The 25,801-nt window shown below is 36.9% G+C and carries 20 protein-coding genes and 3 pseudogenes; 18 read left to right on the top strand and 5 right to left on the bottom strand.

All coding sequences use genetic code 11. The annotated features are described in order from the left end of the window. The 3 genes and pseudogenes from JCM15457_RS03200 to JCM15457_RS03190 all read right to left on the bottom strand — a co-directional run. On the bottom strand, positions 1 to 322 hold a 322-nt coding region (locus JCM15457_RS03200; protein ID WP_034987380.1), incomplete at its 3' end, for a KxYKxGKxW signal peptide domain-containing protein. 140 nt (positions 323 to 462) lie between these two features. Next, on the bottom strand, positions 463 to 708 hold the full coding sequence (locus tag JCM15457_RS03195; protein WP_034987377.1) for a hypothetical protein: 246 nt from the start codon (positions 706 to 708) through the stop codon (positions 463 to 465). A 302-nt stretch (positions 709 to 1,010) separates the two neighbouring features. Further along, positions 1,011 to 1,555, bottom strand: a pseudogene (locus tag JCM15457_RS03190) (NADPH-dependent FMN reductase). A gap of 244 nt (positions 1,556 to 1,799) precedes the next feature. Here JCM15457_RS03190 and JCM15457_RS11610 point away from each other — a divergent pair. From JCM15457_RS11610 to JCM15457_RS03115, 15 genes and pseudogenes are all read left to right on the top strand, one after another. Then, positions 1,800 to 2,750, top strand: coding sequence for a GH25 family lysozyme (locus JCM15457_RS11610; protein WP_051993260.1), 951 nt, complete (start codon positions 1,800 to 1,802; stop codon positions 2,748 to 2,750). 953 nt (positions 2,751 to 3,703) lie between these two features. Then, a pseudogene (locus tag JCM15457_RS03180) lies at positions 3,704 to 5,349 on the top strand (peptide ABC transporter substrate-binding protein). An 11-nt stretch (positions 5,350 to 5,360) separates the two neighbouring features. Continuing rightward, positions 5,361 to 6,606: pseudogene (gene pepT, locus JCM15457_RS03175) on the top strand (peptidase T). A gap of 238 nt (positions 6,607 to 6,844) precedes the next feature. Further along, on the top strand, positions 6,845 to 7,486 hold the full coding sequence (locus JCM15457_RS03170; protein WP_051993259.1) for a TetR/AcrR family transcriptional regulator: 642 nt from the start codon (positions 6,845 to 6,847) through the stop codon (positions 7,484 to 7,486). Positions 7,487 to 7,629: 143 nt separating this feature from the next. After that, positions 7,630 to 9,381 carry an ABC transporter ATP-binding protein gene (locus JCM15457_RS03165; RefSeq protein ID WP_034987375.1) on the top strand — a complete coding sequence of 584 codons (1,752 nt, stop codon included), beginning with the start codon at positions 7,630 to 7,632 and terminating at the stop codon, positions 9,379 to 9,381. After that, complete coding sequence (locus tag JCM15457_RS03160; RefSeq protein WP_034987372.1) at positions 9,378 to 11,135, top strand: ABC transporter ATP-binding protein; 1,758 nt, start codon at positions 9,378 to 9,380, stop codon at positions 11,133 to 11,135. The genes JCM15457_RS03165 and JCM15457_RS03160 overlap by 4 nt, the downstream gene beginning before the upstream one ends. After that, complete coding sequence (locus tag JCM15457_RS03155; RefSeq protein WP_034987369.1) at positions 11,135 to 11,740, top strand: MptD family putative ECF transporter S component; 606 nt, start codon at positions 11,135 to 11,137, stop codon at positions 11,738 to 11,740. Before JCM15457_RS03160 ends, JCM15457_RS03155 begins: the two co-directional genes overlap by 1 nt. Beyond that, the gene (locus JCM15457_RS03150) at positions 11,730 to 12,302 is read left to right on the top strand and encodes an energy-coupling factor transporter transmembrane component T family protein (protein ID WP_034987366.1); all 573 of its coding nucleotides are present in this window, start codon (positions 11,730 to 11,732) and stop codon (positions 12,300 to 12,302) included. The genes JCM15457_RS03155 and JCM15457_RS03150 overlap by 11 nt, the downstream gene beginning before the upstream one ends. 123 nt (positions 12,303 to 12,425) lie before the next feature. After that, positions 12,426 to 13,883 carry an ABC transporter ATP-binding protein gene (locus JCM15457_RS03145; protein WP_051993258.1) on the top strand — a complete coding sequence of 486 codons (1,458 nt, stop codon included), beginning with the start codon at positions 12,426 to 12,428 and terminating at the stop codon, positions 13,881 to 13,883. A 658-nt stretch (positions 13,884 to 14,541) separates the two neighbouring features. After that, complete coding sequence (locus JCM15457_RS03140) at positions 14,542 to 15,123, top strand: LOG family protein (protein WP_034987364.1); 582 nt, start codon at positions 14,542 to 14,544, stop codon at positions 15,121 to 15,123. A gap of 168 nt (positions 15,124 to 15,291) precedes the next feature. After that, positions 15,292 to 16,059 (top strand): ABC transporter ATP-binding protein, encoded by a 768-nt coding sequence (locus JCM15457_RS03135; RefSeq protein WP_034987361.1) that lies wholly within the window; start codon positions 15,292 to 15,294, stop codon positions 16,057 to 16,059. Continuing rightward, positions 16,052 to 17,641, top strand: a complete 1,590-nt coding sequence (locus JCM15457_RS03130) for a hypothetical protein (RefSeq protein ID WP_034987358.1) — start codon at positions 16,052 to 16,054, stop codon at positions 17,639 to 17,641. Before JCM15457_RS03135 ends, JCM15457_RS03130 begins: the two co-directional genes overlap by 8 nt. A gap of 313 nt (positions 17,642 to 17,954) precedes the next feature. Continuing rightward, positions 17,955 to 18,500, top strand: a complete 546-nt coding sequence (locus JCM15457_RS03125; protein WP_034987355.1) for a hypothetical protein — start codon at positions 17,955 to 17,957, stop codon at positions 18,498 to 18,500. A 949-nt stretch (positions 18,501 to 19,449) separates the two neighbouring features. Beyond that, the gene (locus tag JCM15457_RS03120) at positions 19,450 to 20,220 is read left to right on the top strand and encodes a tetratricopeptide repeat protein (RefSeq protein ID WP_034987353.1); all 771 of its coding nucleotides are present in this window, start codon (positions 19,450 to 19,452) and stop codon (positions 20,218 to 20,220) included. Between the two features lie 163 nt (positions 20,221 to 20,383). After that, positions 20,384 to 20,758, top strand: a complete 375-nt coding sequence (locus JCM15457_RS03115; RefSeq protein ID WP_034987581.1) for a DUF1304 domain-containing protein — start codon at positions 20,384 to 20,386, stop codon at positions 20,756 to 20,758. A gap of 492 nt (positions 20,759 to 21,250) precedes the next feature. On the opposite strand, the gene JCM15457_RS03110 is transcribed toward JCM15457_RS03115, so the two are convergent. Both JCM15457_RS03110 and JCM15457_RS03105 read right to left on the bottom strand, forming a co-directional pair. Next, positions 21,251 to 21,574, bottom strand: coding sequence for a branched-chain amino acid transporter permease (locus tag JCM15457_RS03110; RefSeq protein WP_034987351.1), 324 nt, complete (start codon positions 21,572 to 21,574; stop codon positions 21,251 to 21,253). A 4-nt stretch (positions 21,575 to 21,578) separates the two neighbouring features. After that, positions 21,579 to 22,262 (bottom strand): AzlC family ABC transporter permease, encoded by a 684-nt coding sequence (locus JCM15457_RS03105; RefSeq protein ID WP_034987348.1) that lies wholly within the window; start codon positions 22,260 to 22,262, stop codon positions 21,579 to 21,581. Positions 22,263 to 22,397: 135 nt separating this feature from the next. Here JCM15457_RS03105 and JCM15457_RS03100 point away from each other — a divergent pair, with 135 nt between their 5' ends. The 3 genes from JCM15457_RS03100 to JCM15457_RS03090 all read left to right on the top strand — a co-directional run bounded on the left by JCM15457_RS03100 (position 22,398) and on the right by JCM15457_RS03090 (position 25,676). Further along, entirely contained in the window at positions 22,398 to 23,804 is a 1,407-nt protein-coding gene (locus tag JCM15457_RS03100; RefSeq protein WP_034987346.1) for an aminotransferase-like domain-containing protein, read from the top strand. A 184-nt stretch (positions 23,805 to 23,988) separates the two neighbouring features. Continuing rightward, positions 23,989 to 25,098, top strand: coding sequence for a class 1b ribonucleoside-diphosphate reductase subunit beta (nrdF, locus tag JCM15457_RS03095; RefSeq protein ID WP_081778174.1), 1,110 nt, complete (start codon positions 23,989 to 23,991; stop codon positions 25,096 to 25,098). 98 nt (positions 25,099 to 25,196) lie between these two features. Then, positions 25,197 to 25,676, top strand: a complete 480-nt coding sequence (locus JCM15457_RS03090; RefSeq protein ID WP_051993272.1) for a class Ib ribonucleoside-diphosphate reductase assembly flavoprotein NrdI — start codon at positions 25,197 to 25,199, stop codon at positions 25,674 to 25,676. The last annotated feature ends 125 nt before the right edge of the window (positions 25,677 to 25,801 follow it).

Below are 25,801 nucleotides of genomic sequence, written 5' to 3'. Positions count from 1 at the left end.
GCTTTTCACTGCTAGAAGAATTCTTTTGGGCAGTGGAAATATTCTTCGCTTCAGATGACGAACTGGTAGAATCTGATGTAGTTTCAGCATTCGCTGCTGACGAAGAAGAACTTGTTAAAACCACAGTTTTCTGCGATGAAGAATCATTTTTAGTATTTACTTGTTTTGTTGATGTTTTTTGAGTTTGACTGGCAAGTATTTCTGATGATGGCCGCAACTGTATTCCGGCAGCAAAAGAGGATACTGCGATTGTGCTGAACAACCAATATTTTCCAGCTTTGTACATTTTGTAATGCAATTTTTCCTCATTTTGTTTGTGCATAAAATCTAGCCCCCTAATATCCCTTTTTATTTAGAAAAAACCTCAGATTAATAATAGCATAGCTGCAAATTCTATATCTTAATAAATTATAAATGTAAACTTAATGTAATATCAACGAAATCATAGCGCAAGCAAAATATTTATCTTACAATTCTGTTACCGATATTTAGATAGTAATCTTCAATATGCTTGATAAACTTTGCAGTATTTTGATGAGAATTATTATACAAGTCGACTTCGCTCAAGAAAGAAATGAAATCTGTTGGCTTTAGTCGATATTCACGTTTCTCTTGCGAAAGAGTATCTTTTTTTAAAATCTCATGCTTATCAGCATTTGAAAATAGTTCAAAGTGTTGGATGCGCGCAACGAGCTCATAGCTGGACATTTTATTCCTCCTTTCAATGCGAACTGCAATCAGCAATTCAAAAATTCAACACCTATACGTACATTCTATGGTATATAACAAAAACTTGAAAGTAAAAAAGATTATCCAGATTAGTTAGCAAAAACATGCTGGCTAATTTTGAAACCTCATGGTTAGGTGCAGCTGAGGTTTTTAGGGCAATTTAGTTGGACGATTGTTTTTGGAAACTAAGAGCAGGATACAAATGTATTGCAAAAAAATTCAGTTTGAAGAGGCTGCCTTAAACAGTTCTTCAAACTGAACCAATATCTATTATAGATTAATTAAATGAATTTTTTGGCAAATTCACTGAATGTCTTGCCAGCACCAGCCAAGAATTCTTTAGTTCCTTCATTGGTGATGTGTCCATTTTCGTCTGAAAGCTTGTTAGTATTACCGATATACAATTCAGGCTGTTGCAAAGTCGGCATATCTAGGAAGACCAATGATTGACGCAAAACGTGATGTGCCAATACTCCTGAAATTCCTGAAATTGATTGTGAAGCAACAAGTGCTGGTTTACCAGCCAAACATTTTGTCCCCAAGGACGTGAAGCAACATCCAGTGCATTTTTCAATGCCGCTGGAATACTTCTATTGTGTTCGGGTGTAACAAAAATAAAGGCATCCTGTGCTTTAACTTCATCACGAAACTTTGTGTACACCGCAGGGGAATCTGCATCATAATCTTGATTGTACAAAGGAAGGGAAGCAATATCGAGATAAGTCACATCAGAGCCTTCAGGCAATCCGGCAACAATAGCGTCCGCCACCCCTTTGGAATAAGAATTTTTACGAATTGAACCCACAACAACACCATACTTTGTCATATAAAATCATTCCTTTCATTTAACTTACAATTAGTAAGTATATCACTAAAATTTTAAATGCCAAGTCATAAGTTTCGATTTTCTTATGTTGTAGCTACTACCTATAACCAAGTATACCATATAATTTAAAAAATTAACCAGAAAAATTATTTTTTAATGTGCTTTTTGCACTATTGACAGTCTGACTGATTTCTTCGTTATTAGAATGGAATGCAATAAGATCAAGGATAGGAGGAATTAAGCAATGAACAAGTATTGTGAATTAGTTGCTGATGTAGCCAGTTATCAACCGGATACAGCAGATTTTTTTAAGAGATTGGCTGACAAAGGAGTTCGTGCAGTAATTGTCAAATTAACTGAAGGCAGTGCACAGGGGACAGCCTATGTTAATCCTAAGGCAGCAAAGCAGATCAAGCACGCTAAAATAGCGGGGTTACTGGTGCACGTATATCACTATGCAAAGTTCAGAGGTATAAAGGATGCATGTGATGAAGCAGATTGGTTTATTCAACATGCACGTAAGTTAGGAATTACAGTCGGTTCGGTGCTAGTACTTGATATTGAGGATGAGCAAAATTCTGATCCGGCAACGACAGATGCAAATATTTTTTTACAACGAGTAAAGGAAGCAGGATATCCACATGTTGATGTTTACTCAATGGCAAGCTGGTTTTGGAGTAATCGGCTTGATGCAAAAAAATTAATTGCCAAAAACTTGTGGGTCGCTAATTACAGGACATTCAAACCAGGAGTGGCAAATGTAGGACTCTGGCAGTATACAAATTCGTTTGAGGTTGATGGTATAAAATTAGACATGAGTTTTGACTTCAATGGTTTTTATTCTAAACCCTTGGCTACAGTCAAAAAAATTGTAGATAAGCATTCAGATGGCTTCACAGATAATTTTGGAGATAGATGGTTTTATCAACACGGTAGATTCACTACTGACAGTGTGATCAGACTTCGTTGGGGGGCAAGAGTAACTAGTGCTGTCATTAGTACATTGCCAGCTGGCTCTGTAATTCAGTATGATGCATATTCTCTGCATGGAGGTTACATTTGGTTGAGACAGCCGCGTCCAGGTGCAAAATTCGGGTATTTAGCAAGCGGTGAGGAGAGTGGCGGCAAAAGAATGAACTGCTGGGGAAAATTCAGTAGTCCAACACCACATCTTTTAAAAGTACCTGCTGGCTAAGTTTAAAGAGTTGTAGATTGTTGAATACCAAAAATGAGTTAAGCACGAGGAGTTATTTTAATTACGAATAATGTGGTGTAGGTAAGCAGGCGGCTAGACGTCTATATGCAATAAAGGGAAGGCTAGATCAAGTTTTAATTTCAATCTGGTATTTTTTTTGATAGACATTATCCTTATGACTTAATGTTAGCAATGATAAAGGTGAGAAGCATGATTTAATCTTTTTTAAAGCGCTTGCAAAAATGCGGAATTACTGTATAATACAGAGTGTAAGGGGTTATAGCAAACGCTATGATCAAAAACTCGAGTTCATATTGATGTGAGTATTCGAGTAAAAAACTGTCAAAGACAGGCAGAAAAGAGGTTAGAGTTTGGCTATCCCTTATTCAACGGCAGCTTGGCGAGGTAACTAATGAAGAAGTTAATGGCTCTGATGAAGTTTAAAGTTGTTAACGACTAGAGAGTTAATTAAATTCGATAAGACAAGTAAACAGAAAGAGCCCAATTTTTTACCTCTCAGGGCTGTTTTTTTATGTCAATGGTTATTAAGTAAAAATTGATATGCAATTTGTGTGTCGAATCAATGAATTGACATGGCTTATATGGATGTTGTAAAATCTGAGCATTCGAATAATAATTTAGCGTTGACAAGATGAGTAACGGATAGCAGCCATTTACAGAAAACCGTGGATGATGAGAACGGTAATAGGCTGAATTCGTGAAGATGGTCTTTGAGTGAATGAACAGTGAGTTCTTACAAACTGCTCATGGGTTGCCCATTATAGCACTTAGGTATAAAGAATATACCTAGCAAGGATAGAACTGTGAAGTTTTATTAAAAATGGGTGGCAACACGAAACGACAATTTCGTCCCTCTTAAGTAGCATTTACTACTTGAGAGGGACTTTTTTGTTGCACAACGTTGAAGTATATTTCAAAGGGGGAGAATTCGGATGAAGAGTTTCTTTAAATTAGGTTTCACATTCCTTATTGCTACGCTATTTTTAACAGCTTGTGGCAGTAAAGACAATGCGTCAAGCAAAAGCAATGGCAAGTATGCGGCCAATCAGACGCTAAATTGGACTGAAGGTTCGGCTTTAGCGACTGCTGATCTTGCAAAGGCAACAGATACTTTGAGTTTTAACGTTCTCTTGAACACGCAAGAGGGGCTTTATCGATTGGATAAAAATGGAATACCACGTAACGCACTCGCAACAAAGACACTCGTCTCAAATAATGGTAAAACATACACCTTTGATTTGCGAAAAAATGCTGACTGGTCTAATGGACAGAAAGTGACAGCCAAGGATTTTGTCTATTCGTGGCAACGAACACTTGATCCTAAAACAGCATCACAGGATGCCTTTTATCTCTATCAGGTAAAAAACGCACAAGAGATAAATGAGGGCAAAAAAGATTTAAACGACTTAGGGATAAAAGCACTGGGAAAATATAAGTTGCGAGTGGAATTGACTAAACCAGTCAGCTATTTTAAAAAATTATTAGCATGGCCGTTATTTTTCCCAGTGAATGAAACGGCTGTTGCTAAATACGGAACAAAATATGGAACACAGGCGCGTTACACTGTTTCTAACGGACCGTTCAAGCTTACTAAGTGGACAGGAACAAATAAGAAATGGACACTTGTTAAAAACAATAATTACTGGGCTAAAAACGATGTGCACTTAAAAAAGATCAACGAGTTAGTGACAGAGAGCACTACGACTAGCTATGAGCTTTATTCTGATAAAAAAGTAGATGAAACATTGCTTAGTGGTCAGCAAGTGAAAAACAACAAAAACAGCAAAGCTTTTGTTAAACGTCTGCCCACAGCTACAACAAGGCTTGATTTAAATCAAAATAAGATTCCTGCATTTAAAAATATCAATATACGGCGTGCACTGTCATTAGCAATTGATCGCAGGGCCTTGACACAAAATGTGCTTCAAGACGGTTCAGTGCCCCTCAAGGGTTTGTCCCAGCAGGAATGGGTAAGAATCCGCAAACTCAGCAGGCATTTAATGATGAGGCATATGTTAAAAAAGCAGTTTCCTATGATTTACAAGAAGCGAAGAAACTTTTGAAGAAGGGCTATAAGGAAACCGGAACACACAAACTGCAGTTTACGATAGTAACAGCTGATACTGATAGCAGCAAACAGACAGTAGAATACTTGCAAAGTGCATTAGCCAAACTGCCTGGCGTCTCACTTAATGTTTCAACTATTCCTTTTGTACAGTTGATTGCTAAGCAGCATGCTGGGAATTACGAAGCTTCAATTCAGACTTGGCAATCAGTGTTCGCAGATCCGATAAATTTCTTAGATATCTACGAAAGTAACTCTTCATATAACACTTCTGGTTGGAAAAATGCCGAGTTCGATAAGTTGACAGATGAGGCAGAAAATACGTTTGGTAACCAACCGCAAAAGCGCTGGGAGAAGTTAGTGGCAGCAGAAAAATTACTTTTGACTCAACAGGGAACCATTCCACTATATCAAGTTTCAAAATCACAATTACTGCGTCCTAACGTTAAGAATGTTACCTACAATCCTGCAGGTGTTCCTTATGATTGGAAAAATGCTTATATTGCAAATTAGGAGGAAAAAAGTTGAATGCAAGCTATTTGAAATTTATTGAACAGGCTTTTATAAAATATGCCAAAATTAATACCAGATCTGATGAGAATAGTGCTAGCATTCCGACGACTAAGGGACAAATAGTACTAGCCAAAGTAATAAAGGATGATCTGAGTAAAATCGGCGTAAAGAATATGGTCTACGATGAAAAAGACGGTTATCTAGTTGCTACACTTCCCGCTAACGTTGCTGTGGCACCTAAGCCGCTCGGGTTTATTGCACATCTTGATACAGCTGATTTTCCAGCCGAAAATATTCAACCGCAAATTCATCCGGCCTATGACGGAGGGGACATTATCCTCAATGAAGAAAATGATATTAGTTTACGGGTCAGTGATTTTCCTAACCTAAAAAATTATCGTGGGCAGCATTTGATTACTAGTGATGGAACTACATTGCTTGGCGCTGATGACAAAGCGGGAATTGCAGCGGCTGTTACTGCAATTAAGTATTTAAATGATCACCCAGCCATTAAACATGGTGAAGTTAGTTTTGCTTTTGGCCCAGATGAGGAGATCGGTTTGGGAGCAAAAAGGTTCGACGTTGAAAAGTTTAAAGTCGATTTTGCCTATACTCTAGATAATGGATTACCTGGACAATTGGAAAATGAAACATTTAATGCAGCTCAGGCTAAAATAGCTATCAAAGGGACAGCGGTTCATCCAGGTAATGCTTATGGCCTGATGATCAATGCGATTACACTTGCCAATCAATTGGTAGCAGCCTTACCAGTGGACGAAGTACCGGAGAAAAGCAGGGGAAGAGAAGGATTCTTCCTAGTAACTGCTTTTTCAGCTACGATTGCCGAGGCAGATTTGAATATCATTATCAGAGATTTTGACAAAGAAGCTTTTGCAGCTAAAAAGAAACTTCTTCAGCAAATAGTTGATCACTTGAACAGAGAATTTGATGAACCAAGGGTTTTTCTAAAAATTCAGGATCAGTATCATAACATTGCTGAAACGCTCAAACAGCACCCTTATATTACAGAACTAATTTTACAGGCTTACGCAAAGTTGGGCTTTAAGACCGTAATCCATCTTTCGGGGTGGTACAGATGGCAATGCACTAACGGAAAAGGGAATACCAACTCCTAATTTATTCAATGGCGGTGAGAATTTTCACGGACAATATGAATTTGTCACAACTGAGGCTATGCTGCAAGTAAGCCAAACAATAATTACTATTCTTGAGGAACACTATCAAAACAACAAATAGTTGCAAAACGTGCTACAGCTTTGCAACATGTTAATGTTTGTAAATAAAACATACTAAGATTAAGAGAGAGCTGTACCAAAATTTATCTTTTGGCACAGCTCCGTTTTTTGTTTTTAATAAATGTTAGATTAGAAAAAGTATTAGATTATTTTTATTTAAAGGCGAAAAAATTTACCTGTCCAAAATTATAGCTTACAATTGACAGGAAAACTGTATCGTTAGGGGTGAAGAACTTAAAATGACAGATACTAGAAATTATCAAGAAACACACAAAAAGCTGCTGGAGAGTGGTTTGCGCCTTTTTCTGGATACTGATTTTGAGATGGCGAGTGTACGACAGATATGTAAATTAGCCGGAGTTACGACTGGAGCTTTTTATAAACACTTTAAAACCAAAGAGGATTTAATTGAAGAATTAGTTGAACCGCACCTAATCCAATTTAAGAAGATCTATGATAAAGAATTTAACAGTTTTTTGAATGAAAGCAAAGCTCGCAATTTATCGCTCGAAAAATATTGGCGGCAAAATGATGGTGAGTTAGATCCCTTCATAGAGTATATGTATCTGCACCAAGATATAACAAATTTAGTCTTATTTAAAGCTGCTGGGTCAAAATATGATAACATTTTGGAACGTGTTACTTTATTTTCTGAGAAACAAACAATTGAAGCAATAGGTGAGTTAAAGAAGTACGGCTTGGTTGATCCTGAAGTAGTAATTAAGATCGAAAACATACACTTTTTCACATACTCATTTTATGCAACTGTTTATGATATTTTAATGCACGGTTACTCGATAGAAAAGACAAAAGAAATTATTAGCAGACTTTATCTTTTTTTTACACCGGCGTGGTTAGAGTATCTTAAAATAAAAAAGTGATATTGACTTTTGAAATAAGAATGATACTATGAAATTATTCAAGCGTGGAGCTTGTTTTATTTTTTAAGTTTAAGATAGCATTGCTATCTTAAACTTAAAATAATATAGATTACCAAAAATAAATAATATAGGGGGTTAGATATTTGAAGAACTTGCGACGCATTTTAGATATTGCCGGAGACCACAGCAAACATTTGTATGGATCAATTATTCTCTCAGCTTTGAGTGCGATCCTGATGTTGTTTCCATACTTCAGCATTTATCAATTGATTACGTTATCTTCAGCAGGTCAAGTTTCAGTAAATGTTTTGAAAAAGTATGGTGCACTAGCACTTGGTGGAATTATTTTTGGAATCATAACTTACTTTGTTGCTTTGTGGTTGAGCCATATGGCGGGTTTCCGGGTCGAAAAAAACATCAGGAAGTATGGTATAAACCAACTTTTGAAGATCAGTCTCAGCTTTTTTGATAATGAAGAATCTGGTGCTATTCGCAAAACTATTGACGATAATGCTTCATTGACACATTCATTTGTTGCACATAATATCCCGGATATCGTCCGCAGCGTGGTCGGACCTGTAATTATTTTGGGAAGCATTTTTATGATCAATTGGTTCTATGGAGTACTTATTGTAGCCATAGTAATTGTTTCACTATACTTATTAAAAAAAATGATGGGCAATACCAATGACATGACACATTATATGGATGCGTTAGATGAGATGAATTCTGCTTCAACTGAATTTATTCGTGGAATTGCACTGGTCAAGCTTTTTGCCGTACCGTTAACTGTTTTTAAAAAGTTTAGAGCGTCAATTACTAACTATGCGCAATGGGCCTTGAATTACTCTTTCTCGGCCCGTCGCGCCTATGTGATCAATCAAATTGTGCTGGAGCTTTTTCCGCTTTTATTGGTTTTTACACTTAGTAAACGGGCAATGAATGCCGATCATTTTGCCGGCGCCTTGTTTTGTCTTCTGGTTAGTTCGCAAGTCGTTTTGTTACTGATCAAAGTCATGTACATAGGGGAAAACCTGACTTTGGCTATGCAGGCACTTGATCGTGTGGACAATATGTTTGTTAAGCATCAAACGACACCGCCTTCTGAGTCCTTGTCAACCATACCAGCAGATTTTGCAAATGACAGGCTTTCTTTTGAAAACGTGACATTTTCATATGATTCAAAAAAAACAGCCTTAGAAAATATCAGTTTTGATATTTCACCGCAAAGAATGACAGTTATTGTTGGTGCGAGCGGCAGTGGAAAGTCAACTGTTGCTCGACTTATAATTGGGGCCTATAAAAATTACACAGGTAGAATTTTTATAGGAAAAACTGAAATTAAGAATTTAACAGAGAATCAGCTGATGTCACACATAACATATGTTTCGCAAAACAGTAGACTATTCAGCCGTTCAATTTTAGAAAATTTACAGATTGCGAATCCAAATGCAAGCACGCAGCAAATTGATCAGGCTCTAAAAAAGGCCTGTTGTGAAGATTTAATCGCTAAGCTCCCTAAAGGTTTGGAAACATTATTGGGTGAGGATGGCATTTATCTATCGGGGGGAGAGCAACAAAGGTTGGCACTTTGCCAAGCCTTTTTAAGCGCTTCGCAGATTGTTATATTAGATGAAGTTACTGCTTCGATTGACACTGAGAATGAATCTCAAATGCAGCTTGCAATTAGTAAATTAGCAGCAGAGAAAACACTGATTGTTATTGATCATAAATTGAAAATTACTAAAGATGCAGCTCAAGTGCTGGTTTTCGACCAAGGCAAACTAGTTGAAAGTGGAACACACAAGGAATTGGTCTCACGTAATGGCAAGTATCGCGAAATGATCAGAATGCATGAACAAACACAGCAATGGAAATTGGGTGAAGGTAAATGATCGAAAAAATTGCAAAGAAATTCGCACTATCACAGCAAGGTGCGAAAAACTATCTTAAGTCATCTTCATTGGAGTTGATAAATAATTTAGCAAGTATGCTGCCTATGGCTTTATTTATCGTGGTTATCATGAGTTTACAGGGACAAAGTAATTTTTCCTTTACTCCATTTTCGTTAGCAATAGCAGTTTTAGCAGTTATTATTCTGCTTTATATAACCAACTATTTTGACTACACTTTTTTGTACGTCGCAGCCTACAAGGAAAGTGAAACTAATCGTTTACGACTGATAAAAAAGATGCGCGAGTTACCAATCAGTTACTATTCACAGCACAGTACGGCACAACTAGCTAATATTTTACTTAATGATGTAGCTGACCAAGAACGTTTCTTCAGTCATGGAATGCCAAAAATGACGGGAATTCTTGGTTTCATGTTGGTGTGTTTAATAGGGCTCGGAATATATGATCCATGGATGACATTAATCTTGTTTGCAACCTATCCTCTTGCAGCTTTTATTTTTTGGCTCTCAGGTCGAATGGAGAAACGAGCGCATGAAAAATACGCGGAACAATTAACAAAACAGAGTTCTGTTTTTCAGGAGTTTATCGAATGTATGCCGGAAATTCGTTTCTTTAATCATGTAAAACAGACAAAGAAAGAACTGCAACAGTTATTAGATCAGCAGGAAACAGAGCATCTGCGAACAGAATTACCTACAGCTATTTCCCAAGGCTTGATCACCAGTATTATTCAGCTTAATTTAGGATTGATTTTAATTATTGGTGGTTATTGGTGGAGTACAGGGCGAATAGATTTATTAACCTTCCTTATCTTCTTATTGGTTGCAACGCGTCTTAACAGCCTGATCATCAGTATTTTCGAGAATGTTTCTTTATACCGTTACACTCAGGTAAGAATTAAGAGACTACAACAGCTTTACAATAAGAAGCCTGAGCAAGCATTACTTAAACCAGTTTTTGAGCACTATGATTTTACTGTAAATAACCTGCGTTTTAGTTATAACGGAAAGGATGAAATTATTAAGGGATCTTCCTTCTACATTCCAGAGAAAAAAGTAACAGCTATAGTCGGACCATCAGGATCTGGTAAAACAACACTCTTGCGCTTGCTGTCCAAGCTTTATTCATATGATTCTGGCGAGATTTTACTTAACGGAGTCGATCTCAAGGGCATTGATTCTAGTACTTTATTTGAACAAGTTTCAATGGTTTTTCAAGATGTTGTACTGTTCAATAGTTCAGTCAGAGAAAATATTAGAATTGGACGGCCCGATGCAACGGAACAGGAGATTATGGCAGCGGCCGATTTGGCACAGTGTGATGAATTTGTACGTGATCTAGCAATGGGGTACGACACAGTGATTGGTGAGAACGGCTCGTTGCTTTCGGGGGGACAACGGCAACGAATTGCGATCGCACGTGCTATTTTGAAAAATAGTCCACTGCTGTTTCTTGATGAGACAAGCTCCGGACTGGATTATGAAAATGAATATTACGTGCAAAAGGCACTGAGCAAACTGGTAAAAAATAAGACAGTAGTTGTAGTTGCTCATCGTTTAAAAACCATTGAAACTGCCGATCAGATTTTAGTTATGGATGATGGAAGACTAGTGGAAACTGGAACGAAAGAGGAACTACTGAAAAAAAGAGGGGTATTTGCTAGACTTTGGCAGTTTGAAATAAATGAAACTTCGTCAGTTGGCTTGATGGAGAGTGAAGGAGAAGGTCAATAATGAAAAAAGTAAAAAAATTTACAAGCAAGGATTATGTGGCAGTTGTTTTATACTCAGTTTTAGCATATATAGTTATGGCAGCTATGGGAGTGGCATTTAGCTTTTTGCTACCAATAGCTTGGCCGCTGATCAGTGGGATTTGTCTGCTGCCAGTGTCGCTGATTTATTTATTAATGGCCTATCGAGTTGGTAAAAGGGGGGCATTATTCGGCTTCAGCCTTGTCTTGGGACTGATTTATGCATTGATGGGGATTGTTATTATCCTTCCATATTCTGTAGTTTTGGGAATCATTGGGGAATTGATATTAGGCGGCAATCCTAAAAATTATCGTAATTTTTCTCGTCAAGCTCTGGCTTATGGTGTCTATGCTGCTGGGTTAGGCTTTGGCGATATGTTTACATTATATCTTTTAGGACAACAGTTTTTTGAGAAGATGAAGTATACGGATTCTTTAATTGATAAGTTGCAATCTTTTGCCACTAATCCATTCTGGGTAGGTGGAAATCTACTCTTTACTTTTGTGCTTGGTGTTTTTGGTTGTTGGATCAGTGAAAAAATATTAAACAAGCATTTTCGTAAGGCAGGATATCTTGATGACTTTTAAAAAAATAGATCCTTTCTTTCAAATACTGACCTTTGTGTTAATTATCAGTCTAACTTTCTTTGTTAGTTTGACAGAATCATTCGTGTTGGCATTGTTTGGTGTGGCATACCTTTTTATACAAGGTGCCTTCAAACCAGGTTTAAAATATTTATGTGTGACGCTATTAACCTCGCTGTTGCTTATTCTAATATTGAGAACAACGAATACATATATTGGATTGCTGGGCTGGTTGATAACCATTTTATTTAAATTACTGCCAACTATGATATTTGGTGTTTCTCTGGGGTTAATACCGATAAATGAATTGCGGAGTGTAATGGCTAGTTTCAAAATTCCAAACCAACTACAAATGGCATTAATCGTTGGCTTGCGTTATTTTGCTATCCTCAGTGATGAATTGCATGAAATTCGACAAGCTCGTTTAACGCACGGACTTTCTTTCAGAAACCCAATTTATTTTCGCAGACCGCTGCTGATTATGGACTATTACTTAGTTCCTACATTGATGCGAACGACTAAACTGATTGATGATCTGAGCGTTGCGGCTTATACAGAAGGCTGATCGAACCGATCAAGGTTAGATCACAGCGACTCTGCAGTAAAAGCTTTGGAACATTTTTAGGAGGTGCTTTTCTGATATTGATTTTGCTGTCTGCCGCTATGAGTTTGAGTGGGGTAATTTAAAATGTTAAAACTGGAGCACGTGGAATATTTAGTAAATAAAAAAAATATTTTATCGGATATCAATTTGGAGATTAAAGACGGTGAAAAAGTTGCATTTATTGGCCCGTCTGGTTCAGGAAAATCATCATTACTGCAATTGATCAATGGAGTAGCTACTTTTTTTAACGAGGATCGAATAAATGGAACATTGAGTTTGAAAAACAAAAGGCTGTCTGAGTGGTCTGCTAACGAATTAACTAAGATAATTGGAAATGTTTTTCAGGACCCGCGAAATCAATTCTTTGCAAAAAATGTTGCTGATGAATTAACATTAAGACTCGGTAATTTTTTAAATGATACAAAGGAAATACAGCGGCAGAGTGAAAAAATAACGGCAGATTTTAAGTTAGAAGGCCTTTTAAAACAGTCACCGGCGAAACTTTCAAGCGGACAAAAGCAAAGTGTTGCTTTTGCAGTAGCTACATCGACTAATCCTGAACTTTTGGTAATGGATGAACCATCAGCTAATCTCGATTTACCTGAAATATTGCATATTCGTGACTTACTGTTGAATTTGCCGCGTAAAACTAGTTTGATTATTGCAGAGCATCGCTTATTTTACCTGTTACCGGTCATAGACAGATTTATCTATCTGAAAGATGGGCAGATTAAAGCTGAATTTACGCCGCATCAATTAAAAAGTCTAACTGCAGAACAAAGAAGTAAAATGGGTTTGCGGTCACTTGAAATAGATTCCTTTTCAGAAATAGCAGCGCATATTCGACAGACAGAGCAAAAAGATAATAAACTGTTAACGGCGATGAATGTAAGTTTTGGATATAATCGCAGGCAAAACAAATTATTGCGAGAGATTGGTCTGGCTGTCACACCAGGAGAAAGTATTGGCCTAATCGGGAAGAATGGGGTCGGAAAATCGACGTTTGCAAAATTACTGGCGGGGTTGATAACACCGACACACGGTAAAATTTTCTTGGAAAATAAAAGGGCATCACGTTGGAGACTGCAAAAAGAGGTATGGTATGTGATGCAAGAAACAACATATCAGCTTTTTGCTGACAGTGTCTGGAGAGAATTATTTTTAAATTTGGAACAAACGCCAGTGCTGACCGCTGAAGCCGAACAGTTGCTGCGAGATTTAAAGATAGGTCATTTAAAAGAAAGACACCCAGCAACTTTGTCCGGCGGTGAAAAGCAAAGACTTGTTCTTGCAACAGCACTTCTGCACCATCCCAAGATATTGATTTTAGATGAACCTTCATCTGGACTCGACCAAGAAAGTCTGCAATGTATTATTAGAGTAATTAGAAAGCATCGCGAACAATTCTCAACTACATTTTTAACTATTAGTCATGATCCGCAGTTTTTATATCAAGTATGTGAACGGGTATTAGTTTTTAAAAAAAATGCGCAACCATTGACATATAATGTGCAAGGTGAAAGATATAGCGCTTTTTTTTAAGCTTTTTTTATAAAACATAGGTGCAACAAGTCAGATTCAGCAGTAAAATCTGATCCTTAGCACTTTTGCTAGAACTAAAGCGATTAAAAACAAATCCAGATATGATAAAGAGTAGAAAAAATATACTATGAAACTCTTGTTTGCTCCAGAATAGTAAAACGCTTGCATTAATTAGAAAAAGGCTTATAATAAAAAGTGTAAGGGATTATAGCGAACGCTATAATCTGAAGCTTGACACCATGCTTGCACGGTAGTTAGGCAAAGAAAGCTGTCGTAAGACAGTTAGAAAAGAGGTTAGAGTTTGGCTATCCCTTATGCAACAACAGTCCAGCGAGATAATTAATAAAATTGATGATGATTTTGAAAGAATTCGAGGTTGTTAAAGATTGAGTTAGTTAGATCGGAAGAGAAAAGTGAAGTGTAAAGAGCTTGAACTTTATCTTGCTGGGCTGTTTTTTTTTGCTCTTATAATGTTCAGCATTGAATACCTTCTGTTATAAAAAATTAAAACATTTGGATGTCGAAACAGAAAAGCAGAGTATTTGTTTTGAAGACGATTAGTAAACTGCTAGGGCGCTGGCAGTTTTTTATTTGTGCCAAAAATGGTAGAATGATATTCGATTCACCGTCGACTATCTTGAAATAAGAGGAGAAAAATATGAAAAAAATTGCCGTTTATTGCGGAGCTTCTGAGGGGAATGATGTCGCTTACCAGCAAGCGGCAATTAAGTTAGGAACATATCTAGCCACGCATGATCTTGAGCTGGTTTACGGTGGTGGCGGAGTTGGTTTAATGGGGATTTTGGCGAAGCAAGTGCTGTTTGAAGGTGGTAAGGTTCATGGTGTTATGCCACAAGAGCTCGTAGAACGCGGGGCAGCTTTTGCGCGGTTAACTGATTTGAAAGTGGTTGAAAACATGTCAGTCAGAAAGCAAACAATGCTGGCGATTTCTGATGGAAGTATTGCATTACCAGGCGGACCGGGAACCTTGGAAGAAATAATTGAAGCTTTCTCATGGGCAAGACTGGGAGATAATCCTAATCCTTGTGTTTTCTATAACGTTAACGGCTATTATAATCCATTAAAAACAATGTTTGATGAAATGACGAAGAAAGAGTTTCTAACAGCAGCAGATAGGAAAAAGTTGTTGTTTTCAGATTCATTGGAAGATATTTTCGATTTTATGGCGGCATACATTCCACCTAAAATTCGTACATATCCCAAAGCAAGTAGCATTTAATAATTTTAAGATAGATTAGGTGATCGTTACTAGTAATGCTGACGATCATTTTTATTGTCTAAATGACAACGGCTGGTGGATATATTTTGTTAGATGGTCGTAACAGTTGTACTTGACAAGCAGGTTTAGTTTGAGAAAATAAAAATACTGAAATGGGGGAAAAATAATTTGATTACATTCAAGCATCTAAGAAAAGTGTACGGTCAGAAGGTTGCATTAGCAGATTTATCGTTAGAAATACCGAGTGGAAAAATTTTTGGTTTCCTAGGTCATAATGGAGCTGGTAAATCAACAACGATTAAGACCTTGGTGAGTGTTATTCGTCAAACTAGTGGTGATGTTGTTGTTGACGGGATGAAGCTCACGGACAATCGGCTGGCAATTAAGCAAAAGGTTGGCTATGTACCGGATTCACCAGATATTTTTCTTGAATTGACAGCCAATGATTATTGGGATCTGATTACATCTGCATATCAGATTCCAAGTGAGCTTAAGCAAGCTCGTTTGGAAAGATTGGTAGCACTTTTTAATATGCAGGATGAGATAGACACGCCGATTGCTGATTTTTCACATGGAATGAGGCAAAAAGCAATTGTTATTGGAGCGCTTCTGCCTGATCCGGATATCTGGGTTTTAGATGAACCAATGACGGGACTAGACCCACAGGCGGCCTATGATTTGAAGAAGTTGATGCGCGCACATGCTGAAAAAGGGAAAATGGTGATTTTTTCAACCCATGATCTCGCAACTGCTGAAGAGTTGTGCGACGAACTTGCTATTTTAAAAAAGGGTGAACTGATTTACAACGGAAGTGTAGCACATTTGCTTTCAACAATGCCTGAAAAGTCATTAGAAACGATTTATTTGAATATGGTTGGACGCCAAAGTGATACGAAAATCGTTAGTGAATTAGAGGGAAGTGACGCAAGTGAATAAGAGCCAATTATGGCAATTAACCAAGATAAATCTTCTCTATGCCAATCCACAAGCGACGAATAAAGCGCGGCAAAATGGAAAAAGGGGCCGAGAACTAACGATTTCGTTAATTCGGCAATACATATTGATCGGGATACTTTTTACCGCTTTGTATGGTTTTATGATGTTGGGATTTGATTTGGCAAAGCAAACTGCAGCTTTCACAAAATTTGTTGCTTTATTTACGTTGCTGTTGGTTAGCCAAAATATTAGTGTCATGAATAATGTTTTCTTTGAGAGCAATGATCAAGGGGCATATCTCCCCTTGCCATTTAGTCAACGTACAATTTATTTAGCAAAAGCATTGGTTGTCCAAATGGCTAATCTATCATTTGCCATCCCTGTTTTGTGGGTGTTTGTCATTACTGGTATTAAAGCAAATAATTGGGCTTTTAGTTTACCAATCAGTATCGTTTTGTTTATCTTATATCTTATTCTGCTCTTTTTAATATGTACCTTTATTGTTTTTGGCCTAGCTCAAACTAAGGTTTTTCGGCAACATCAAAAATTGATGACGTTCCTATTGCTGGCAGTTTCATTTATAGTTATGATGGCAGCTATATTATTAATCAATAATACAGCTGAATCTGCATCTGCGAGTCAGACGGGCTTGCTCGGATTTAATTGGCTGCACGAAATTATAGTTTCGCCCCTCAGCGGGAAAGCGTTATTCTTTTTCATAGGAATTATAATAATTGATGTTATGTTGACAGTATTGGCAGATCGTTGGCTATTACCACAACTACTGGTTGAACATAAAAATGGTAAATCCTCTCGGAAAAAGTTAAAACGCACACGAAGTTCGCGCTCTCTGACCAATCAATTGATCAGATATAATCTAAAACTGTTGCAGGATCCTACCTTGTTGATGCAGAGCCTTTCTATGATGGCTTTACCGTTTATTATGTTTGGGGCAGGGCTCATATCTGGTGGAACAGGCGGTGTTTTTGAGAAGACAGCACTAACGTATTGCGGGGTGTTCTTTGCCGTTGGTTTTGCCATCAGTATGATGTCGCTTGGCCCATACTCACTAACTGCACTAGGAATTTCATTGGATCGGGGCAATCTATTCTTTGTTCAAACACTCCCTTTGTCATTTAAAGCATATTTGCGCTTGAAATTTCTTACAATGTGGTTTTTACAGACGATTTATCTCCTTGTGTTAACTGCAGCTATCGGGATATTGTTGCATATGGCCATTTTAAATCTCGTTGTCGTGTTGATTGGCGTGACGTGGGGGTCATATTTGTTCAGCTTAATTTACTATGCTCGTGACTGGCGTTTACGCGATTTATCATGGAGCAACATTACACAATTATTTAATCGTGGTGGTGGAACAACTATGTTCATGCTGTTTTTATTTGGAGGACTGATAGTATCAGCAATTTTTATTTTAGGATACTATGCCTTGATTAAGTACGCTAATATGCCCTTACTTGTCAATGGGCTATTTACTCTCGTCATGCTAGCACTAAGTGGAGCGATAGTTTGGAAATTTCAGATACGTTTTTGGAGGAATCTGGCAGAACTAACCGAGAAATAGAGGACTGAGGAGCTAGATTCTTTTTAAACACCATTTCTAAGTTAAAAGATCTGTTCTAAAAATGAAGGACAACTGAGAGTTGATTATTCGCTCATAGTCCTTCATTTTTTGTAAAGATAAATATGAATATGGTGCATGTCCTGTCACAGTTACTTAAAAGTGACTTAAAAAAGAGTTTTTTGCTTTAATCGCGTATTTATCTAATAGCGGATAAATAGAACTATTTTTAATACATATTTTTTATGAAGAAAAGAGTTTTCAAGGCAATATCCCGTGCCGGTATATGAAATTTTATGTGAATGGAGCAGAAGAAATGGAGCAAATATCTAGCTACAAAGGAAAAATCAGAAGACTGTATGTGCAGTTAATACCTCAGTTGGTAATTAATTGCAAGTATAAAAAATATATTGAGGCGGAGACATCATTTCCCGGAACTGATAGCGATTATGGAGGATATACAAATAAAATGGAAGCTAGAAATAAAGCTGCATGGAATGGGAAAGAGCTTGATGCCGTAGAAAAATTATATGCGGCTTGTCAGATGAGGATTCCTGCAGCCACGCTAACATTAGTCAGAATGGTTAAAAAAATAGAACAAGACAATATAGGCATTCTAAATAACTTAAAAAAAGAAGTTCTTGCTGGGTCTGAAGATGCTATGAATAATTTACAATTTTTTGGTGAACTGTGCTTGGAACAAAGTGATCTAGAAAAAGCTTTAGAAGTGTGTCTTTTTGAAGTCGAAATGAATATTGAGGGATCAGATAGCCGTTTGGCTCAAGTCTACAAAAAAATCTTAGCGCAATCAATATGTGTAATGCATTGCTACCGAAAATCCTTTCAAGAAGGAGACAAGTGAGTAACTTAAAATCCAGCGTAGAACGATGCATTTTAACACTCACGTGGTTCCAGATGCTTTGATGAACTAAGAGATAGAGAAAATAAATGCCTAATACAAAACTGCTAGACATTAAAAAATCAGGTAACATCAGAACGTCTGGAATCTGAACAAGATGTTTTCGTTAGTTAAAGTTTCTCTGTAAATTGTATTCTTCACGAAGAATACGCTTGCATCTTATGAAAATTAGTTTTATGTGCTAGCACATTGAAATAGTTTTGCATTAGGCATACTATGTTGGAAAGAGAGCGCAAACTTACTCAAAACATTATTTCTCCACAAGGAACTAATCATCCGGTGTTTGCACTCCGCCCTCTATTCGCCCTATCTTCCTTTATGAATAGAGGGTTTTTGTTTGCAACAACTGAATACTTGCATGATATTTTTAGGAAAACTCTGGTTTTCTTGATAAAGTTAAAAATAGAATGAATTAGTAAAAAACAATACTTAAGAGTATACAACTGTCATCAATTATAATACGGCGCAACATATCAAGGGCGCGGAATCAGAGTTCTTCTTGCGTGTGACTAATGGGCCAGCAGGATGCGTGTTCCTCTTAATATGATGATTCAATTACTAAGTACCCTGAAACCTGGTGCATCAACCATAAATGTCAATAATGTCAATCAGATTTCGAATTACTAAGAATATGGCAATTTATAAAATCCAATAATTGCTGTTTGAGAAACACTAAGTTTTAAGAGAATATGAAGGGTGTTGCCGAGTTAGAGTGAATTGGCTTTAATTTCAGTGCTGCACCTTATTTTTGGCTGCTTGGGCAATTCAAATAAGCTGCACCTTGTGTTTGGAGCCTTAGATGTTTTTCTAGTTATAATTTTTCGACCGATGGATGTGGTATAATTACTTTTACGTTAGACACAAAGTTATTTTTCAAGAACGGAGTTGAAAAATGAAAAAAAAGCGTAGTTATGAAGATAAGTTTGAGAGATTGTGTACTCGCCTAGACCATCAGTTAAACATTAAGTATAGATATAATATTCATACTAAAGTGATACTCCTTGAGAATGAAACGTCTTATTCGGATACAAGTTACATGGATACTCTAATGACAGTCATAAAAAAAGAAAAAGACTTTGGCATTTTAAGTGAGTACGATGTAGCGGAAGAACTGTATAAAGCTTGCAAGTTGAAGCTACCACATGCATACCAGCTTTTAATTAAAATGGTACAAAAGATAGAGAACGATAATAGAGGCATCTTAGAAATGCTTGAGACAGCTGTGGGTGCAGGAAGTCCATTAGGAAAAGATTTTCTCCAATATTTTGGAGAATGCTGCTGGGACGAACAGGATGCTGCGAAGGCATTGGAAGTTTATCGCTTCGAATTGGAACATGGGATCGCTGGAGCAAGAGTTAAAATTGGCATGGTTTACGATGAACTTTTAGAAGATCATATGCAAGCAGCACACTGCTATCGTTTGGCTTTTCAAGAAGGTGACGAAGCGGCGGCATATAATTTGGCGTTCACATATAGATATATGGAGCCACAAGATTTACTTTTGGCGGAGAAATGGTTTGAAATATCGGTCAAAAGAGATAAGTATCCTCATTCACTACGCGAACTGGGTGAACTATATGTTGCTACAGACAGGGAAAAAATCGGACTGTTGATGATAAAACAAGCTGATCAGCAAATTGCTAAGTTAATTGACGAATGGTAGTGACTTAAAGGAAAAGTGCTAAAATTAGTTGAGCTAAGAATAAGAAGGTTTGTTTATCTCTATTTCAGTCAGCAATGGAGAACGGAAGAACGTGGCATGTTTTAAGTATAAATTTTGGAGCATGTTCGCTTAAGCAATAGTTGAAAGGAAGTTAGAATTTATGATACAGATACTTGCAGATATCGCAACAGTCATTGTGGCTGTTGAAGCTTTGGGCATTATGTGCTTAGAAATGTGGGGGACTCAAACAAAAGCAGCTCAAAGGGCTTTTGAATTGTCTCCAGCATATTTAAAGCAAAAAGAGGCTCAGGTCAGTATGGCAAACCAAGGGTTGTATAACGGTTTTATTGGTGTTGGCATCTTACTGATAAGATTTGTCTTTCCAGCGGAAGCTATTTATCCCGGATTATTGCTCTTTATTGGTTTTGTGGTTGTAGCAGCAGTTTTTGGAGCATTGACTGCCACTAAGAAAATCATTTTAACGCAGGGACTCCCCGCGATAATAGCTCTTATTCTTTTGGTAGCGAGTGAAATTTAATAAAATAACAGGCAGTAATTTACGAAACTAACATCAAACTTGTTTAAGTGTTACGATTAGAGTGATAGTTAGAGCAAATTAATAGGGTAGCGATGAATTATGATGACGACTTTATTTATTTTAATATTATTAGTTATATTGAGTGGTCTCTTGTGGACTAATTTGGGCTGGTTAGTAAGTGGAATGCTTACTCTTATGGTATTTGTAGGAGGAGTGTGCGACATGGTCGCAAGCTTAGCGGGCTGGTTGTCAAAAAAGGCGAGAAGACTTTTGTTTAGTTAACGGTTTCTACCAGTTAGTAAAACTTTAGCAGGCCAGGTCAAAGTTATCTTTTGACTTGGCTGATTTGTTTTAAGCTAAATATAAGAATTTAATATGCATCAACAAGCAAACTTTTCAATTAACCACGAGGTTCCTTAAAGTCTAGCGACACGCCCCTGTATATAGTCAGCTGTTGTATTTGCTGTCCGCATATAACGTAGATTCCTCGATTTAAAAAAAATTTAGGAGCAAAATATAGCTAAGTGTCCCCAAACTGATTGATAAGAACATGTTTTTCTTCCAAAGATGAACAAACACGGTGATCATACCAGCAATAATCTCAATAAGTGAATCCAAAGTGAAATTAGCAGGCAAATCTTTATAACAATAAATAACAAGCATCCCTAGGATTGCTGGAGGCAAAAAGTTGCCCAGGCGACGAATAAAAACTGGGATAGGTTTACTGCTCGGAAACAAGATAAAGGGGAGAAAACGAGTCAGCATCGTCCCGCCGGCAGCAATACCAATTGTCAGAATTTCTTCAAGCAGGTTCATATTTTTACCTCCTATTCTCTTTGATGAAGAAAATGCCAGTAATTGCCAGTAAGCTGAAGGGCATGAATAACTCTTTACCTAAAAGCAATAAAAAAACTGCAGAAATAAGTGTACCGCAAAATGAACTGTAGTGATTTTTTTCACGGAGCAATTGATCGAGAAAAAGTACGATAAATAAGGCAGTCATGACAAAAGATAAACCATTTACCTTAAAGTTGATGAAGCCCCCGAGTATTCCACCTAGCATCGCAGCAAAAACCCAATAAAAATGATTTAAACAAGTCACATAGAACATGAACCAACCACGATCAATATTTTTAGGAACATGTGTGGCATAGTTGATGGAAAACGATTCGTCACACATTCCAAAAATTAAATAGTATTTTCTCCAGTCGGCAGTATTATACTTCTCAAGCATTGAAATGCCATAAAACAAGTGGCGTGAATTAACAATTAACGTTAAAAGCAGTACTTCTAACGGGTCAAAAGAGTGAATCAACAAGTTAGCAATGACGAACTCTAAAGATCCTGCGTATATGATGAAAGCCATGAATGTCGGATACAGAAAATTAAAGCCCTCTTGCCGCATGTAAATGCCGTATGTAATACCAATAAATAAAAAGCCAGTCATAATTGGTAAAGTGCTTTTTAGTGCTATTTTAAAAGCAGCAAGTTTTACAGTTTTCACAGTATGCCTCCTTAAGTTTACAATAATAAAATTGTAGCATTTAAAATGGTACAATCAATACTATAAATGTATGCATTACAATGTTCTACGAAAAAACAACTTGCTATACAATTAATTTTTAGAGGTGGTATCCTCATGCCAATCAATATTTTTGAACAGAATTCTTTAACCTGGATGCCTAAGAGAGAAGAGCTTAAGCGACCGATTTACAAAGCGCTAGTCGATAAAATGAAAAGCGATGTCAAAAAGGGCACTCTACTTCCTGGAACAAGACTGCCTTCCCAAAGAGAACTAGCGGATTTTCTAGATATTAATTTTACAACGGTTACGCGTTCATATAAATTAAGTGAAAGTCTGGGTTTAACATACGGAGTAGTTGGAAAGGGAACATATATAGCACAGACGGCTAATAAGTCTGGTGTTATCTCATCCCCACACGAAGAATCCTTGTTTGAGTTAGGCTTGAATTCTTCATTTGAACAGTGCAGTCGGTTTTTAAATACTACTATTGCAGATGTTGCCGTACAGAATGGTTTAGAAAACTTGCTTGACTATAAAAATGCAACTGGGACTACTTTTCAAAGACAGGTTGCTGTCAATTATTTAGCTAAGTTGGGAGTTAAAACTAGCATTGACAATATTGCAGTTACTTCGGGAGGGCAAAATGCTTTAACTATTATATTGCTGGGGCTGTTTAATTCGAATGATAAGATTGCGGTTGATCACTTTACATATGCAAATCTTATTGAATTGGCTAAGATGATAAATATCAAATTAATTCCGATTGATTTTGATGCTGATGGAATGCTTCCTGAAAACCTCGAAAGAGCTTGCAGAAGTAATGAGTTGCGTGGGGTATACTTAATGCCTAACTATTCTAATCCGACTGGAATTAGAATGTCAGAAAAGCGTCGCAGGATGCTTGCAGAGGTGATTGCGAAGAATGCACTAATCGTTATTGAGGATGACTACCTAGGTTTTATTGACATGGAAAAAGAACACATTCCAGTCAAATTAAGTACTCTATTGCCTGAACAAAGTATTTACATTTGTAGCATGTCTAAATCAATTGCAGCGGGACTGCGAGTTGGCTATTTGGTTTTCCCGAAAGTTTATCAGCAAGATCTACTGCAAGCATTGTGTAGTATTAATATTAAAACATCATCATTAGATGCTGAAATTATTACACAAGCGTTGTTATCAGGGACAGCATATACTATTATGCACAAAAAGATTCAGTTGGGACTGAAGGCTAATGAGATTTTTTATAAAGTCTTTCCTCAAAAATGTGAAGTAAGAAAAAATGTCCCAACCTTTATTAAATGGGTACCCTTGAAAAATAATGAGCTGGGTGCTGAATCGATTGAGAAACTTTTGCTGGCAAACGGAATAAGAGTGTTTCATTCAGATCGTTTTCTCGTTGGGCCTAAGATTGGAAAAGAATTTCTGCGCATTTCTTTATCCGCAACTCAGAATATCGAATTATTGGAAAAAGCTTTGATTAAATTAAAAAGGGTGTTAAGCGATAATGATCTTATTTAATGTACTCGTGTATGTTAAGTAAGTATCTATGCCAAATCATTGTTTTTTGAGTTTGTTTAACGCTAAGATAAAAAATGTAATACTAACTATATATTGTATCTTTATTGAAAATATATTACTATATGTAGTGCAGAACTATAAAAATAAATAAGGATTGTTTAAATACATAGAAGGAGCGGATATGATGGAGAACAAAAAAGCTATCAATTGGAATAACATAGCTGACCAAATTGACAAGGCAACGTGGGAGAAATTGACAGAACAGTTTTGGCTTGATACTCGTATTCCAGTCTCAAATGATTTGCATGACTGGGTGGAATTGAGCTCTAATGAGCAATGGTTAGTTGGTCACATTTTTGGAGGTTTGACAATGCTCGACACTGTCCAATCTGAAGATGGGATGGCTGCTCTGAGCAAGGATGTGCGGACGCAACATGAAAGAGCAGTTTTAAATAATATTCAATTCATGGAATCTGTACATGCCAAAAGTTATTCAACAATTTTTTCTACACTGAACACAATACCAGAAATAGATGAAATTTTTAATTGGAGCGACACCAATCAATTACTGCAAAATAAAGCCCAGTGGATTATTGATATTTATCAAAACGATCCTGATCCATTGCACAAAAAAGTTGCTAATGTCTTTTTAGAAACCTGTCTTTTTTATTCAGGTTTTTATACACCATTATACTATGCAGGTAACAATAAACTAAATAATGTCGCTGAAATCATAAAATTGATTCTGCGTGATGAGTCTGTGCACGGAACATATATTGGTTATAAATTTCAGTTAGGCAAGAAGGAACTCTCAGAAGGAGCGCAGCAAAAACAGCGCGACTGGCTTTATAACTTCCTATACAAACTATACGAGAATGAGGAAAAATATGCTGCACTGTTGTATGATACTGTCGGGTGGACTGATGAGGTAATGACTTTTGTTCGTTATAATGCTAATAAAGCTCTGATGAACCTAGGGGAGGAGCCATTGTTCCCAGAAACAGCCGATGATGTAAATCCGATTGTAATCAATGGAATCTCAACGACCACTGTCAATCATGATTTTTTCTCGCAAGTAGGTAATGGCTATTTGATGGGTAAAGTAGAGGCAATGAAAGATGATGATTACTTAATTGGTTTAGATAATAAGTATGATAGCTTATCGGATAAGAGTCGGAAATTCAAACAAAGTGAAAATAAAGTGTTAGGTTCAGATGATAATGGGAAATTCAAGATCGCAAAAAAATTTGGGGCTGTACCTGCAGAGGATCCGACTACTAAACCTAAAAAATAAGTAATGAACAGCAACTAGCAGACAAGTGCAAACGACTTATATTGTTTTGATTCATGAGAAGGGGTTTTTTTATGGTTGACAACAAACAGAACGATCCAATCAGAATTTTATTTATTAGCATCGAAGGAAACACTCGTTCATTCGTTCGCAAACTTGCAGCATATGCGCAAGAAGAACACAAACAAGATAAGAATGTTAGGCTTATTGAAGCGACTGAAGTTTCAGATGCAAGTGGCGAATTGGAAATGAAGGAACCATTTGCGACATTTGTTCCGACTTACCTCAGTGGGGGAAATGGAATTCATAATGGATACACTGAAATTATGACAGAAGAGCTACGTTTAACTTTAGAAGATGATGATAACTATAAAAAATGCTATGGCGTTGTTGGAAGCGGAAATAAGAATTTCAACGCGCAATATGGACTGACAGCAAAACACTATGCTAGTAAATTTAGTTTTCCTTTGCTCGACCTTTACGAGTTGCGGGGAACTACCGCAGATGTTGAGCGTGTTTATAAAAAGCTTGTGGTCTACCAAACAGAATTCGAAAAGAAATTTGCAACCTTGAAGGATTAGTTTTAAACAAGGCAGTAAGATAAAGTATTTTTTTAAAATGAAGTATAATTACTGTATAAGTAGTTGTTCTGTTGCCGAAAACGTCCCAAATTTGTTTGCACGATTAATTATAGGATGGGAGGTTG

This window comes from Liquorilactobacillus sucicola DSM 21376 = JCM 15457 (assembly GCF_000612445.1).
In the GTDB taxonomy this organism is placed as follows: domain Bacteria; phylum Bacillota; class Bacilli; order Lactobacillales; family Lactobacillaceae; genus Liquorilactobacillus; species Liquorilactobacillus sucicola.
Note: the sequence above shows the minus strand (reverse complement) of the source record. Positions and strands in the feature narration are given on the sequence as shown.

Coding starts and splice junctions, on each gene's coding strand:
- JCM15457_RS03170 (WP_051993259.1), top strand. CDS start 6,845: ATGACAGATACTAGAAATTATCAAGAAACACACAAAAAGCTGCTGGAG.
- JCM15457_RS03195 (WP_034987377.1), bottom strand. CDS start 708: ATGTCCAGCTATGAGCTCGTTGCGCGCATCCAACACTTTGAACTATTT.
- JCM15457_RS11610 (WP_051993260.1), top strand. CDS start 1,800: ATGAACAAGTATTGTGAATTAGTTGCTGATGTAGCCAGTTATCAACCG.
- JCM15457_RS03145 (WP_051993258.1), top strand. CDS start 12,426: ATGTTAAAACTGGAGCACGTGGAATATTTAGTAAATAAAAAAAATATT.
- JCM15457_RS03120 (WP_034987353.1), top strand. CDS start 19,450: ATGAAAAAAAAGCGTAGTTATGAAGATAAGTTTGAGAGATTGTGTACT.
- JCM15457_RS03140 (WP_034987364.1), top strand. CDS start 14,542: ATGAAAAAAATTGCCGTTTATTGCGGAGCTTCTGAGGGGAATGATGTC.
- JCM15457_RS03100 (WP_034987346.1), top strand. CDS start 22,398: ATGCCAATCAATATTTTTGAACAGAATTCTTTAACCTGGATGCCTAAG.
- JCM15457_RS03110 (WP_034987351.1), bottom strand. CDS start 21,574: ATGAACCTGCTTGAAGAAATTCTGACAATTGGTATTGCTGCCGGCGGG.
- JCM15457_RS03160 (WP_034987372.1), top strand. CDS start 9,378: ATGATCGAAAAAATTGCAAAGAAATTCGCACTATCACAGCAAGGTGCG.
- nrdF (WP_081778174.1), top strand. CDS start 23,989: ATGGAGAACAAAAAAGCTATCAATTGGAATAACATAGCTGACCAAATT.
- JCM15457_RS03155 (WP_034987369.1), top strand. CDS start 11,135: ATGAAAAAAGTAAAAAAATTTACAAGCAAGGATTATGTGGCAGTTGTT.
- JCM15457_RS03125 (WP_034987355.1), top strand. CDS start 17,955: ATGGAGCAAATATCTAGCTACAAAGGAAAAATCAGAAGACTGTATGTG.
- JCM15457_RS03150 (WP_034987366.1), top strand. CDS start 11,730: ATGACTTTTAAAAAAATAGATCCTTTCTTTCAAATACTGACCTTTGTG.